Genomic DNA, 13,773 nt, shown 5'->3' on the forward strand with positions numbered 1-13,773 from the left:
AAGAAAGTCAGAAATGATTCTCATTTGAGACGCTCAGATTACTCATGATATATCTTACGCGCAAGGATCGATTGTGCTATTTCCGCGCAGCCGAACGGGCACGCAGGCCAGCGCCTGCATGCGAAAAGTAAAGGAGAAAGGGTAAAGCGAAGGCGCGCTGAACCGGCGCGCGCAGCGATCAGACGTTGTCGTTGAAGGCGTCTGAGCTGAAGTGCTTCTGCGAATGCTGCGGCAGCGCGTTATCGCCCTGGATTTCGTGCTGGGTCGGCTGGGCGTGCGGATGCAGTCCAGCAGGCGGCGTAAAGGGTTCAGCCATCTGAGCGCTGGCAAAGAGCGGCAAAGCAGCAAGCGCCGTAGTAAGTAACAGCGAAGAAAGTTTCATGATTGTCGTCGTTTTATATCTGGTTCGGAAAGAACCTGAAAGGCAGATGAATATCCAGTCCGGCCAGCCTTATGCACGATATACGCATGGCTTCCGGGTTAAGGCAGGAATTTTACGCCAGAAAGCGCTTCTGTTTTATAAAATCGTGCGGTTTATCACGTTTCACCGCACGAAAGGCTGCTGTCAGCTCGGGGTGACAGGCACAGAGAAGAGACCCACCAGCGCATCAGGCGTTGAGGCTTTCATATCCAGACGCAGCAGATCTTTTCCCTGACGGCGCGCGACGCCCAGCGCGGGCAGATGCACATAGTAAAGATCGGCGATAAAGCGCGTCAGCTGTTCCGGCGAGCCTTGCCAGGAGAGAGTGGCGTAAAGGCCGCGCGCCGACGTCCAGTTGACGATATTCGGCCCCAGAATATCGGCGTGCTGACTCTCCAGCGCCTGGAACAGGCTGATATGCTGCTGTTCCGCTGAGTTGCCGGGGCCATACTGAAAGCCGAGCCAGCCGCGATCGACCTTCTGACCAGCCAGACGAACAAAGTTGCGCGCCTGCTGCGCAACGGTCTGCGCATGGTCACGCACGTAGTCACCGAATTTACACTCCCACTCAATCAATTCGCCGCGCAGCTGTAGCTCATCGCGCTCTACCAGCTGCGCCTGCATCATTTCGCCATGAATAGAGATAGGCCCGTGAAAACTTTTCAGCTGCAGGTCAGGTATGCGGCGGAAAGCGCCCGGCGTGAGGGAGAAATGATTCTTGAACACGCGGGTAAAGTTTTGCTGGTTATCAAAACCAAAACGCACCGCGATATCGATCAGCGGCATGCGGGTCAGACGTAGCGCCATAGCGGACATTGTCAGCCGACGCTTGCGCGTATAGGCCGCCAGCGTCTGGCCGGTCATCTCTTTAAACATGCGCTGCATGTGCCATTTGGAGTAGCCGGATTTCAGGGTAATCAGATCGATATTAAGATCGTCGGTCAGATTCGCCTCTATCCAGTCAACCAGATCGCTGATGTACTGTTTTTTTACGTTCAGGCTGAGCATTTCTGTGAGGATCGTAGAAAGTATTGCGAGATTAGTCACATAATCATAACAAAAACGTCTTACGCATGTAAGAAAGGGTAAAGAAAGCGCAAGCAAAGCGGCTGTAAAAGGCATTTAATGCTTAGCCTGGTAAGCAAAAAGGCTAGCGGAGCTAGCCTTCAGGTTACAGGTGACGATGGGGGGTAGCATGGGCAAAAAAGCAAAGCCCCCGCGGAAGAACTGCCTTAAACAAATGACAATCGCACCCATGCCTGAAACGCTAATGGCATGGGCAGAAAAGCAAAGCCCCCGCGGCAGAACTGCCTTAAACAAATGACAATCGCACCCATGCCTGAAACGCTAATGGCACAGGCAAAAAAGCAAAGCCCTCGCGAAGGAACTGCCTTAAACAAAAGACAATCGCACCCATGCCTGAAACGCTAATGGCATGGGCAGAAGAGCAAAGCGTCCCGCGACAGGGATGTCGCGGGCCGAGCGAGCATGGATGCCTTGAGCGACTTTGCGATCGGCCCATGCCATTGGCGTCAGCACCAGCCCTGCCCCAGCACTGGCCTAACCCCAGCCCAAATAAAGGCATAAAAAAAGGCTGGCAACGCCAGCCTTTACATCAACCAAAACTGTTAGTGACTTCGCATACCTGCTGCGGTCATCATCATCCGGAACAGCATGGCCACGACACCGAGCGCCAGCACGCTTGCTCCATAGATCACCACCAGCCACAGAATGCGTTTCCACAACGGGGCTTTGGCTTCATTGTGGTTTTTCATGCTGTCGACTTCGGTTCGCATATCAATGGTATCCTTCGTCTGCTTTGACTTTCCCGCGGAACACGTAATAGCTCCAGAAGGTGTAGCCAAGAATCATCGGAATAATCAACAAACTGCCTACCAGCATAAAGGCCTGGCTAATCGCCGGAGACGCTGCCTGCCAGATAGTAACGGAAGGCGGAATAATATTCGGCCATACGCTAATGCCAAGGCCCGAAAAGCCGAGGAAAACCAGCGCCAGCGTCAGCAGGAACGGCGAATAGTGCGCCTCGCGCTTAATGGCGCGAATAATGCCCCACGAGCAGAGCAGCACCAGCACCGGAACCGGCAGGAACCAGTAAAGGTTCGGACGGGTAAACCAGCGCTGCGCGATAGCATCATGACTGAACGGCGTCCACAGGCTGATAATGCCGACCACTACCAGCAGCGCGATCACCAGCGGCGTCGCCAGCGCAGACATCTTACGATGCAGCTCATGCTCGGTTTTCATAATCAGCCAGGTACAGCCCAGCAGCGCATAGGCGATAACCAGACCCACGCCGCAGAACAGCGGGAACGGCGCCAGCCAGTCCATTGCGGAGCCGCTGAAATGACGGCCCGTCACCTGAATGCCGTCAAGCATCGCGCCAACCGCCACGCCCTGGCTAAAGGTCGCCAGGATAGAGCCCGCCACGAAAGACTTGTCCCAAAACGCGCGGTGCGTTTCGGTCGCCTTAAAGCGGAACTCAAAGGCAACGCCGCGGAAAATCAGGCCAATCAGCATCGCCGTCAGCGGAATAGAGAGCGCATCGGCGATCACGGAATAAGCCAGCGGGAAAGCGCCATAGAGACCCGCGCCACCCAGCACCAGCCAGGTCTCGTTGCCATCCCATACCGGCGCGACGGTGTTAACCATCATGTCGCGCTCGACCGCATCCTTATTAAAGGGGAACAGCAGCCCGATACCGAGATCGAAACCGTCCATGACGATATACATCAGGGTGGCGAAAACAATAATCGCGAACCAGATAATGGAAAAATCGATCATCTTATTTTCCCTCCTGCGGATCGTTCAGACTTTCATGTGCCGCAGAGAGCGGACGAGCCGGAGTTTTGCCATGGCCTGGACCGCCGTGACGCACATCCTTGCCTTCGCCGGTGAGCGGGCCTTTCTTAATCAGACGGATCATATAGATATAACCCACGCCAAATACCGCAGAGTAAACCAGGATAAAGGCCAGCAGGCTGATGCTCATATGCAGATCGCCATGACCAGACACCGCATCAATGGTGCGCTGCACGCCGTAAACCACCCAGGGCTGACGGCCAATCTCCGTCGTGAACCAGCCCGCCAGCAGCGCGATCAAGCCAGACGGCCCCATCAGCAAGGCAAACCACAGGAACGGACGCGACTGGTAAAGACGCCCTTTATAACGCAGCCACAGGCTGACCACGCCAAGTGTAATCATCAGCAGCCCCATCGCCACCATCACGCGGAATGACCAGAAGATGATCAGCGAGTTAGGACGATCCTCTTTCGGGAACGTCTTCAGCGCTGGCACCTGCTTATCCAGGCTGTGCGTCAGAATCAGGCTGCCGAGGTAAGGGATCTCCACCGCATATTTGGTGCGCTCCTCATCCATATCCGGGATACCGAACAGGATCAGCGGCGTCGCTTCGCCCGGCGGGTTTTCCCAGTGTCCCTCAATCGCGGCGATCTTCGCTGGCTGATGCTCAAGGGTGTTCAGGCCGTGTGCATCGCCAATCATCGCCTGAATCGGCGCGACGATCAGCGCCATCCACAGCGCCATAGAGAACATCTTGCGGATAGCCGGATTATCGTTGCCGCGCAGCAAATGCCATGCGCCGGACGCGCCGACAAAGAAGGCGCTGGCAAGGAAGGCGGCGACCGACATATGGAACAGACGGTAGGGGAACGACGGGTTGAAGATAATTTTCAGCCAGTCCTCCGGCACCACAATCCCGTTCTGGATCAGATAGCCCTGCGGGGTATGCATCCAGCTGTTAGAGGCGAGGATCCAGAACGTAGAGATCAGGGTGCCCAGCGCCACCATACAGGTCGCGAAGAAGTGCAGCCCTGGGCCGACGCGGTTCCAGCCGAACAGCATCACGCCGAGGAAGCCCGCTTCCAGGAAGAATGCGGTCAGGACTTCATAAGTGAGCAGCGGACCGGTAATACTGCCCGCGAACTGCGAGAAGCCGCTCCAGTTGGTGCCGAACTGATAGGCCATCACCAGACCTGATACCACACCCATACCAAAGTTAACGGCAAAGACTTTGGACCAGAAGTGATAGAGATCGCGGTAGGTTTCGTTACGGCTTTTCAGCCACATGCCTTCGAGCACTGCCAGAAAGCTGGCGAGGCCGATGGTAATGGCGGGAAAAAGGATATGAAAGGAGACAGTAAACGCGAACTGTATCCTGGCCAGGTGAAAGGCGTCTAATCCGAACATTGCTTACCTCGTTGCCACATATAACACCATATATTTACTTATAGTTAACAACCAAAGCACAGCGTTAATATTTACGCTGTGCTTAAGCCTATTGCTGGCGCGAATTTATAGGAACTCGCGCCTGACAAACAGAAACAGTCTGGGATGCGAAAACTATAACAGCGTTTTTTGATTTTGGTCATTGTTTTTGTCCGTAATTACCTATTTTAACGCAAGGTTTTAGGTTAATTCACAGGCTTTAATGTGACATCTTTGTTATTTATTGTTGCGTGATTATGTGAGGGGAGTGACGAAAGTCACATAGCAATTCTTTACATACGCAACGCCCTGTTTTGGCGTGTTATTTTCTCTATACCCACATCAGGAAAACGGGCAATCCTTCAGTTTAGTACAGGCCTTAATTAATGCAAATTAAGCATTTAGAAGCTTAAGAATCGCTTTTAAGGCGTTACGTTTAAAAAGTGTGATTTATGACACTCAGCCATTATTCACTATTCCGCCACGCTTAATTAATCCGTCACAAAAAGATGAGATAAAGTTGTTAATAAAAAACTAACATTACGCAGCGGTAATAACCGATGCAGCGACGCTTTTATTCAGGCGGATATTGGCGCGCCTCGTTTTAGCCGTTTGGTTTTCGCTTTTTTGTTCAGCGACTGCGGGTACGACGCGGAAAGAGAAACGGGAGAACAGAACGTCAGCAAACCTCCTCACGCGGCTCGCTGTATTGATAACGAGGTAAAGCCGCGCCGCGAAAGCGAAGCGATAAAGCCCGCCGCGAAAGCAGGCTGCAGGGGATGAGGCCGATTCAGAATGCGTGCTGCAGCGTAACGGCGCGCCGTCAGGCTTTTTCGCGCTGCGCCAGAATCCGGTTCAGATTAAGTTCCAGCCAGTCCGCGAGGCCGACCACCTGCCCTTCCAGCTCGCGGCCAAGCGGCGTCAGACAATATTCCACATGCGGCGGCACGACATTGTAGGCGATGCGCTCGACAAACCCGTCCTCCTCCATATGGCGCAGCGTCTGCGCCAGCATACGCTCGCTGATGCCGCCAACGGCGCGGCGCAGTTCGCTGAAGCGCAGCCTGTCGTTACGCAATGCGAGGAAAATCAGCACGCTCCAGCGGCTGGTAACGCGTTTAAGCACCTCGCGCGACGGGCAGTTAACGTTCAGCAGTTCACCGCGGCTAAATTTTTCACTTATTTTTTCAGACATTTAACTCACTTCTCTCAAACTAACAAAGCTGTAAGTACTTACTAAAAGTTAGCCTTTATCCTACTCTGGCTTTCGACAACGACAAATACTAAGGAGCGAAAAATGATTGCAGTCACAGGCGCAACCGGCCAGCTAGGCCGTCTGGTCATTGAGGCATTACTGAAAAAAGTGCCGGCGGAGCAGATTGTCGCTGCCGTACGGTCGCCGGAAAAAGCCGCAGACCTGGCGGCGAAAGGGGTAACGGTGCGTAAAGCGGATTACAGCCAGCCCGATACCCTGATGTCAGCCTTTTCCGGCGTAGACAAGCTGCTGCTCATCTCCGGCAGCGAGGTAGGCCAGCGCGAAGCGCAGCACCGGGCGGTGATTAACGCGGCCAAATCGGCCAGCGTAAAATTTATCGCCTATACCAGCCTGCTGCATGCGGGCAGCTCGCCGCTGGGGCTAGGCGTCGAACACCGCGCCACCGAGGCGCTGTTACAGGCGTCTGGCATTCCCTTCGCGCTGCTGCGCAACGGCTGGTATACCGAAAACTATGCGGCCAGCATCGCCCCTGCTCTGACGCACCACGCGTTTATCGGGTCGGCTGGCGAGGGACGTATCGCCTCGGCGGCGCGTCGGGACTACGCCGAAGCCGCGGCAGAGGTGATTAGCCGCGACGATCAGGCAGGCAAAATCTATGAGCTGGCGGGTGACGACAGCTACACCCTGGCGGGGTTCGCTGCTGAAATTGCGCGTCAGTCTGGCGAGCAGGTGGACTATGTCAATCTTTCCCCCGCCGAGTTCGCTGCCGCGCTGAAAGGCGCCGGTTTGCCGGATGGCCTGGCGGAGATGCTGGCGGATTCCGACAAAGGCGCGTCGCAGGGCGGGCTGTTTGATGACTCACGCAGCCTGAGCAAACTGATCGGCCGCGCCACCACGCCCTGGCAGGACGTGATTAAGGCGACGCTGGCGAAATAAGCAGAGGCGGGCGGGCGCTTTTCTGCCTTTTCCCGCCTGTCGCGCTCCCTCACTGTCCGTCCGGCAGCACAGGGAGCGTAGGCTGCGCGAAAGCTCTCAGGGTACATTGCACAGCGAATCGTTCCTTGCTGCTCCTTCACGACGCAACTGCGCCGTAACGTTGCGGGCAAGCAGGCGATCGAACTGATCAATGATTAAGAGGGTGCTATGTCTCTGTTTTCTGAATTCCGTCTGAAAGACGTTACGCTGCGCAACCGCATCGCGGTGCCGCCTATGTGTCAGTACAGCGCTGAACAGGGCCTGGTCAATGACTGGCATCGCGTCCACTACGCTGCGCTGGCGCGCGGCGGCGCAGGCCTGGTGATCGTCGAAGCGACCGCCGTTTCACCGGAAGGCCGCATCACTCCCGGCTGCCTTGGCTTATGGAATGACGCTCAGGCTGAAGGCCTGGCGCAGGTCGCGCAGGCGATCAAAGCGGCAGGCGCCGTACCGGGCATCCAGATCGGCCACGCCGGTCGTAAAGCGAGCGCTAACAAACCCTGGGAAGGCGACGACCATATCGCGGTGGACGACGGACGCGGCTGGGAGACCCTCTCTCCTTCTGCAGTCGCCTTCGGTAACAACCTGCCGCAGGTACCGCGCGCCATGACGCTCGACGATATCGCGCGCGTCCGCAATGACTTCGTGCAGGCGGCTATCCGCGCGCGCGATGCGGGCTATGAGTGGCTGGAGTTGCACTTCGCTCACGGCTATCTGGCGCAGAGCTTTTTCTCGGTGCACGCCAACCAGCGTACCGACCAGTATGGCGGCGACGCCGCAGGCCGCAGCCGCTTCCTGCGCGAAACCTTTGACGCCGTACGTGAAGTCTGGCCGGAAAATCTGCCGCTGACCGCCCGTTTCGGCGTGCTGGAGTATGACGGCCGCGATGAAGAGACGCTGGCGGAGGCGATCGACCTGACGCGCTACTGGCGCACCAACGGTCTGGATCTGCTGAGCGTCAGCATCGGCTTCTCTACGCCGGACGCAAACATTCCGTGGGGCACCCCCGCGTTCCTGGCACCGATTGCCGAACGCGTACGCCGCGAGGCTGATATTGCGGTCGCTTCCGCATGGGGCATTGATGCGCCAGCTATTGCCAGCGCCACCGTTGAAAAGGGTCAGCTTGATCTGGTGATGGTAGGCCGCGCTCACCTGAAAAACCCACACTGGCCTTACCAGGCCGCGCTGGCGCTCGACAAGCCGCAGCCGTCATGGGTGCTGCCTGCCCCTTACGCGCACTGGCTGGAGCGCTACCGCGTCAGCGAATAAGGCCGCAAGCGGCTGGCGGGGCCGGACGCGCCGGACGTCTTGACGATTGGCCCCTGCCGGCCGCGCTGACACATTGCCAGCCGCTGTTCAAACGCCCTTTTTACCGGGCGTTTTTTACAGCTCCGTAAAAAATGCCACAAATAGCTCATTCCACAGCGCAGCGGCAACGTCGGTTTTTGTCAATTTTTGCCGCTTTCTTTCAACTCTTCGTTAGTTATTTTCTTTCTTCAAAGATTACTCCTAAATAAATGTTTCAGGAGCGCGCGTTATTTGCTTGATAACCAGAGCAATTCCGCTAAATAACCTATTGATAGACAATTTTTATTACGTTCATAGATATTCTGCATTGTTGTTTGGGCCAGCCATAAGTCTATAATTTTTCTTTTATGAAACCCTCAGACTCCAGGAGGCCGCTATTAATACTTATCGCCAGCAACTCAACGCATTCGATGAGGTTCGCAAAGGGGCGGAAGTTGAGTATCAATACGATCCCCACGAGCTCAAGCTAGATCGTATGCAGGATCACGAGCCGGAACCGGAGCTGATTGAAGGCTTACCGGCACCAGATGCGCTCACGCCTGCCGATCGCTACATGGAACTGTTCGAGCATGTGCAGATGTCACGCATCTTCGAAGACAGCAAAACCTTTCCAGACTGCTCGCCAAAATACGATCCGCTGGATGTGCTGATGCGTTATCGTCGTCAGAAACGCAGCCGTGATTTCGATCTGGCGCGCTTTGTGGCGGACCATTTTTATTTACCGGCGATAAATGAAAGTTTTTACGTTTCAAACCCGGATAAAACGCTCAACGAACATATTGATGCCTTGTGGCCAGTATTAACTAAAATGCCGCAGCAGCATCTGCCGCATTCATCACTGCTGCCGCTGCCGAAACCCTACGTGGTGCCTGGTGGCCGCTTCGGTGAGACCTATTACTGGGACTCCTACTTCACCATGCTCGGCCTGGCGGAGAGCGGGCGCGACGATCTGCTGCGTCATATGGCGGATAACTTCGCATGGCTGATCGATAACTACGGTCACATTCCCAACGGCAACCGTACTTACTATCTGAGCCGTTCGCAGCCGCCGGTCTTCGCGCTGATGGTAGAGCTGTTTGAAGAAGATGGCGTGCGCGGTGCAAAACGCTATCTCGACCAGCTGATGAAAGAGTATCAGTTCTGGATGGATGGTGCGGGCGCGCTGATGCCGCGTCAGGCGTATCGCCACGTTGTACGTATGGCCGACGGCTCGCTGCTGAACCGCTACTGGGACGATCGCGATACGCCGCGCGATGAATCCTGGATTGAGGATGTCGAGACGGCGCGTCAATCCCGCCGTCCGGCGAGCGAAGTTTATCGCGATCTGCGTGCGGGCGCGGCATCCGGCTGGGATTACTCCTCTCGCTGGCTGCGCGACCCTAAGCGTCTGGCGAGCATCCGTACGACGCAGTTTATCCCGATCGACCTGAACGCGTTTCTCTACAAGCTGGAGCTGATGATCGCTACGCTTTCTCATGCCAAGGGAGAGGAGCTGACCGCGCTGGCGTGGCAGAAAAAAGCCGAAGCGCGTAAGCGCGCCATTAACCGCTATCTGTGGGACAGTACGGCGGGCGTGTATCGCGATTACGACTGGCGACGCGAGCGCTTCGGCGCGTTTACCGCCGCTGCCGTTGTGCCGCTGTTTGTCGGCCTCGCAACGCCGAAGCAGGCGCATCTTCAGGCTATCGCGCTGCGCCAGCTGCTGCTGACCAGCGGCGGACTGGTCGCCTCTATGGTTGAAAGCGGCGAGCAGTGGGACAAACCCAACGGCTGGGCGCCGCTCCAGTGGATGGCGGTAATCGGTCTCAATCAGTATGGCGAAGAGACGCTGGCGACGGAAATCGCGGTGAACTGGCTAACGACGGTCAACAATTTCTATCAGCTGCACCATAAGCTGGTGGAGAAATATGACATCAGCGGCGATCGCGCGCGTCCCGGCGGCGGCGGCGAATACCCGTTGCAGGACGGCTTCGGCTGGACCAACGGCGTGACGCGTCGTCTGATGGCGATGTATGGCCACCTGATGGCGAACTAGCCCTTTCCCGCTCTGCCGCAAAGCTTATGCAAAAAAGGCGTTTAGCGCGTCCCTGACGCGCTCTTATCATCATCTGATGATTAACCTTCCCAGGAAACGCCCATGAAACCTTTCCGCTTGTTGTCGGGCAGTGCGCTTTTGCTCACTGCCCTTTTCTCTTTCTCTACGCACGCAGATGAAACGCTCCGTATCGGTTACCAGAAATCCTCGACGCTGCTTACGCTAATCAAACAGCGCGGCGATCTCGACAAATCCCTGGCGGCGCAGGGGGTAAAAGTGAGCTGGCATGAATTCTCCAGCGGGCTGCCGCTGCTGGAAGCGCTTAATCTCAATAACATCGATCTCTCGGCCGACGTAGCGGATACCGTACCGCTGTTTGCCCAGGCGGCGGGGGCGAACCTCACTTACTATGCGCGTGAAACCCCATCGCCGCAGGCGCAGGCGATTCTGGTGCCCGCCAACTCGCCGGTAAAAACGCTACAGGATCTTAAAGGGAAAAAAATAGCCGTCACTAAAGCGGCGGGCAGCCATTATCTGCTGATCGCTGCGCTCAGAAAGGCGGGGCTGACGTTCAGCGACATTTCCCCGGCCTGGCTGACGCCTGCTGACGGACGCGCGGCGCTGGAGAATGGCAGCGTAGCGGCATGGGTCACCTGGGAGCCTTACGTTACCAGCGCGCAGGTAGAGCAGCATGCACGCGTGCTGACGAGCGGCGAAGGACTGGCGAGCTATCAGCGCTACTACCTCTCCTCTACCTCTTATGCCAGCGCGCATCCGCAGGTGCTGAATAGCGTTTACCAGGCACTGACGCAGGAAGCTGCCTGGCTAAAAGCGCATCCTGCTGATGCGGCCGCGCTGCTTTCGCCGTTATGGGGCAAGCTGCCGGTAGCCACCATTGAGAAAGCCAACGCGCAGCGCAGCTATCAGGTCGTATCGGTGAAGAAAAGCGATCTCTCGGAGCAGCAAACTATCGCGGACGCTTTCTATGATGCGAAACTCCTGCCGAAGCGCATTGATGCTAAAGCGCTCAATACCTGGCAGCCCGCCACGCCTTAATGATGCCGCTGGCTCATCAGGGCCAGCGCCTTACCTTTCATCTCTAAAGCATAGTAAGTACATACTTTCGCGGTAATTGGCGTGATATCTGAATTTATCTTTTAGATTACCTATGCTCTTTGCTTCTTTCTTATTCACATCGCACGCTTCTGAGACCACCTTTATTTAAAGGAACAGGTAATAACCAGCCGTGACGCCCTGCCAGCCGTGTGCAGCAAGTGTAATGCTGCCTCCTTGTGGCTAAAACGCCATGGAGACCGCCTGCTCTCCTTCCTGCTACAAACTGCTGACCGCTGTACGAGACCTTTCCTTTCTTCAGATGCAGAAAAGAGATGGTCTCCATCTCTGGCAATTTCTTTCCTTCATTACCAATAAAGTCTGTCCAGCTTTTGCGTGAATATCTAAAAAAATTAATCGCCTCTTATGCAAAAGTGGCATGCAAAATGCATTTTTCTATTTATACCAAAGAGTTAGCCAAGAGTTTATTCATAGTTGTTGTACAACTTAATTGTTATTTCCCTCGGAATAATTGTACAACTTACCATGTTGTTGTATAAATTAAGACAGGCTTGAATTGCTTTAGTCTTCAATGTCAGGAGATGTAAATCTGAAACTAAAGCTTGTGAATTTCACATTTTTATAAACAGAGTTTAAAAAAACCGGACAAGGAACAGGCCTGGTCCGGTTTAATTAGGGCGATCCTGGTTCTTAAAAAAAGACAGGAACATGCTATTGTCAGGGAAGTTTCGCAAGGAGAACTAAAAGAGAAAAAATATGACTCACCCGCGGTCAAATGTTGACAGCTTATCCATCTAACTTACTGATATTTCAGCCACGACGGCTAATCTTGCCTCCTTTTCTCCCGGCTTCGATAGCGCGTTCTGGGTTGTTTTTGAAATTGCCGCCGCTCTTCTGGCCGCCTTTTCTACCCGCCTCCGCTGCTCGTTCACGATCAACCGCAAAGTTTCCAGCTCCACCACGATATTGAGACATACTGTGTTCCTCTTAAGGATTAATAATAAAAATATCACAGCCTACGCTTCATCAAGTTTGATAGCGCAGCGTTAAATGTAGCTTTTAAAAATAATGAATCAAGTATTCCGTGTCTTTGTGTTTAACAAAAGCGCCCACAGCAGCAAACAAATCAACAAGCCAACTGTTTCTGGAGGAAATCATGCGTTCGCGTTATCAGCGTGTAAAAAACCTCAAGGGCAATGCCTTATTTATCCTTATAACACCGGAAAACGAGTCTATTTAACCGATATTCTGGACGAATGGGATCATTTAAGCGGAGCGGTAAAAAAGGAGTGAAAATTTTTATAAGCGAAGCCGCTGATCATAAAACGATCACTTTTCGCTGCAAAATAAGATAATTCCTCAATAAATAAGCGAACCGTGAATAGTTAATAAAACGAAGCGGCTAAAAAACTTATTTTATTGCTGAAGCTGTCAGATATGACTAATAAATAATCAGAAGGTGGATTCCAGGAAAACCTTACTCCCTGTTTTATATCCCCCGCTATAAAGGCGTTGGCGTAAAAATAAAAAACGCCCTTAAGGGCGTTTGGCAGTGAGATTTACAGAAAACAGCATTAATGCTGTTGTAAAAATGCCAGAAGATCCTGGTTGAGCCGCTCCTGATGCGTGACGGCGAAACCGTGCGGGCCGTTATCGTAAACTTTTAGCTCTGAACCGGCGATCAGCTCGTGCGCCAGCTTGCCAGTCGCCTCAAACGGCACAACCTGGTCGTTGCTGCCGTGAATGATTAGCGTCGGCACGTCCACTTTCGCCACATCGGCGCGGAAGTCGGTTTCCGAGAAGGCGGTAACGCAGTCGATAGTGCCTTTCAGCGAAGCGAGCAGCGCAATGTTCAGCGTCTGCGTCAGTACGCCGTCGGAAACGGTCTGACCGGCGTTAAGGCCATAGAACGGCGTGGCGAACTCTTTAATGAACTGCGCGCGATCTTTACGCAGCCCGGCAATAATGCCGTCGAAGACTGCTTTTTCCGGCCCTTCAGGATGGTCGGCGGTTTGGCCGAAGATCGGCGTGACCGCGCCAAGCAGCACCAGACTTTTTACTTTTTCTGTGCCGTAGCGGCCGATATAGCGCGTTACGTCGCCGCCGCCCATAGAGAAACCTACCAGCGTGATATCGCTCAGCCCCAGATGCTCAATCAGGCCGTGGATATCGTCGGCGAAGGTGTCGTAGTTATACCCTTCCCACGGCTGATCGGAACGACCAAAACCACGACGGTCGAACGCGATCGCCCGGTAGCCGTTCTCGGCCAGGTGAACCAGCTGGCTCTCCCACATATCAGCATCCAGCGGCCAGCCATGGCTGAACAGCACCGGCTCTCCCTTACCATAATCTTTGAAGTAAATGCTTACGCCATCTTTTGTCGTAAAGGTGCTCATATCTGGTCTCCGTTATCAGTGAGGTTGTGTCTTGTTAATCAAGCTAACCTGGACGCGAGGTGAAACCTAAAGCAGAAATTTTGATAAGACGTTAAGGCATTT

At 54.4% G+C, this 13,773-nt stretch carries 12 protein-coding genes; 4 read left to right on the plus strand and 8 right to left on the minus strand.

The features are described from left to right. Positions 1-178 precede the first annotated feature (178 nt). The 6 genes from B3797_RS01285 to B3797_RS01310 form a co-directional block, all read right to left on the minus strand. On the minus strand, positions 179-382 hold the full coding sequence (locus tag B3797_RS01285; protein WP_311790175.1) for a hypothetical protein: 204 nt from the start codon (positions 380-382) through the stop codon (positions 179-181). A 183-nt stretch (positions 383-565) separates the two neighbouring features. Continuing rightward, positions 566-1,429 (minus strand): helix-turn-helix domain-containing protein, encoded by an 864-nt coding sequence (locus tag B3797_RS01290; RefSeq protein WP_311790176.1) that lies wholly within the window; start codon positions 1,427-1,429, stop codon positions 566-568. Positions 1,430-2,049: 620 nt separating this feature from the next. Beyond that, positions 2,050-2,217 (minus strand): DUF2474 domain-containing protein, encoded by a 168-nt coding sequence (locus tag B3797_RS01295; protein WP_120454651.1) that lies wholly within the window; start codon positions 2,215-2,217, stop codon positions 2,050-2,052. Position 2,218: 1 nt separating this feature from the next. Continuing rightward, entirely contained in the window at positions 2,219-3,223 is a 1,005-nt protein-coding gene (cydB, locus tag B3797_RS01300) for a cytochrome d ubiquinol oxidase subunit II (RefSeq protein ID WP_311790177.1), read from the minus strand. A 1-nt stretch (position 3,224) separates the two neighbouring features. Next, positions 3,225-4,649 (minus strand): cytochrome ubiquinol oxidase subunit I, encoded by a 1,425-nt coding sequence (locus B3797_RS01305; RefSeq protein WP_126690292.1) that lies wholly within the window; start codon positions 4,647-4,649, stop codon positions 3,225-3,227. Between the two features lie 841 nt (positions 4,650-5,490). Further along, positions 5,491-5,862, minus strand: a complete 372-nt coding sequence (locus B3797_RS01310; RefSeq protein WP_311783839.1) for a helix-turn-helix domain-containing protein — start codon at positions 5,860-5,862, stop codon at positions 5,491-5,493. Between the two features lie 102 nt (positions 5,863-5,964). On the opposite strand from B3797_RS01310, the gene B3797_RS01315 reads away from it, so the two are divergent. The 4 genes from B3797_RS01315 (at position 5,965) to B3797_RS01330 (ending at position 11,257) form a co-directional block, all read left to right on the plus strand. Next, the gene (locus B3797_RS01315) at positions 5,965-6,819 is read left to right on the plus strand and encodes an SDR family oxidoreductase (protein WP_311790178.1); all 855 of its coding nucleotides are present in this window, start codon (positions 5,965-5,967) and stop codon (positions 6,817-6,819) included. 207 nt (positions 6,820-7,026) lie between these two features. Continuing rightward, on the plus strand, positions 7,027-8,127 hold the full coding sequence (locus tag B3797_RS01320) for an NADH:flavin oxidoreductase/NADH oxidase (protein ID WP_311790179.1): 1,101 nt from the start codon (positions 7,027-7,029) through the stop codon (positions 8,125-8,127). A gap of 415 nt (positions 8,128-8,542) precedes the next feature. Further along, a complete protein-coding gene (locus B3797_RS01325; RefSeq protein WP_311783961.1) occupies positions 8,543-10,201 on the plus strand; it encodes an alpha,alpha-trehalase in 1,659 nt (552 codons plus the stop codon). 102 nt (positions 10,202-10,303) lie between these two features. Continuing rightward, on the plus strand, positions 10,304-11,257 hold the full coding sequence (locus tag B3797_RS01330) for an aliphatic sulfonate ABC transporter substrate-binding protein (protein WP_311790180.1): 954 nt from the start codon (positions 10,304-10,306) through the stop codon (positions 11,255-11,257). An 828-nt stretch (positions 11,258-12,085) separates the two neighbouring features. Here the strand turns inward: B3797_RS01330 and B3797_RS01335 are convergent. Further along, the gene (locus B3797_RS01335) at positions 12,086-12,250 is read right to left on the minus strand and encodes a general stress protein (protein WP_311783835.1); all 165 of its coding nucleotides are present in this window, start codon (positions 12,248-12,250) and stop codon (positions 12,086-12,088) included. A 599-nt stretch (positions 12,251-12,849) separates the two neighbouring features. Then, on the minus strand, positions 12,850-13,671 hold the full coding sequence (locus tag B3797_RS01340; protein WP_311783834.1) for an alpha/beta hydrolase: 822 nt from the start codon (positions 13,669-13,671) through the stop codon (positions 12,850-12,852). Between the last annotated feature and the right edge of the window lie 102 nt (positions 13,672-13,773).

Source organism: Pantoea sp. UBA5923 (genome assembly GCF_002431095.1).
Lineage (GTDB): Bacteria > Pseudomonadota > Gammaproteobacteria > Enterobacterales > Enterobacteriaceae > Pantoea > Pantoea piersonii.

Coding starts and splice junctions, on each gene's coding strand:
- B3797_RS01285 (WP_311790175.1), bottom strand. CDS start 382: ATGAAACTTTCTTCGCTGTTACTTACTACGGCGCTTGCTGCTTTGCCG.
- B3797_RS01290 (WP_311790176.1), bottom strand. CDS start 1,429: ATGCTCAGCCTGAACGTAAAAAAACAGTACATCAGCGATCTGGTTGAC.
- B3797_RS01295 (WP_120454651.1), bottom strand. CDS start 2,217: ATGCGAACCGAAGTCGACAGCATGAAAAACCACAATGAAGCCAAAGCC.
- cydB (WP_311790177.1), bottom strand. CDS start 3,223: ATGATCGATTTTTCCATTATCTGGTTCGCGATTATTGTTTTCGCCACC.
- B3797_RS01305 (WP_126690292.1), bottom strand. CDS start 4,649: ATGTTCGGATTAGACGCCTTTCACCTGGCCAGGATACAGTTCGCGTTT.
- B3797_RS01310 (WP_311783839.1), bottom strand. CDS start 5,862: ATGTCTGAAAAAATAAGTGAAAAATTTAGCCGCGGTGAACTGCTGAAC.
- B3797_RS01315 (WP_311790178.1), top strand. CDS start 5,965: ATGATTGCAGTCACAGGCGCAACCGGCCAGCTAGGCCGTCTGGTCATT.
- B3797_RS01320 (WP_311790179.1), top strand. CDS start 7,027: ATGTCTCTGTTTTCTGAATTCCGTCTGAAAGACGTTACGCTGCGCAAC.
- B3797_RS01330 (WP_311790180.1), top strand. CDS start 10,304: ATGAAACCTTTCCGCTTGTTGTCGGGCAGTGCGCTTTTGCTCACTGCC.
- B3797_RS01335 (WP_311783835.1), bottom strand. CDS start 12,250: ATGTCTCAATATCGTGGTGGAGCTGGAAACTTTGCGGTTGATCGTGAA.
- B3797_RS01340 (WP_311783834.1), bottom strand. CDS start 13,671: ATGAGCACCTTTACGACAAAAGATGGCGTAAGCATTTACTTCAAAGAT.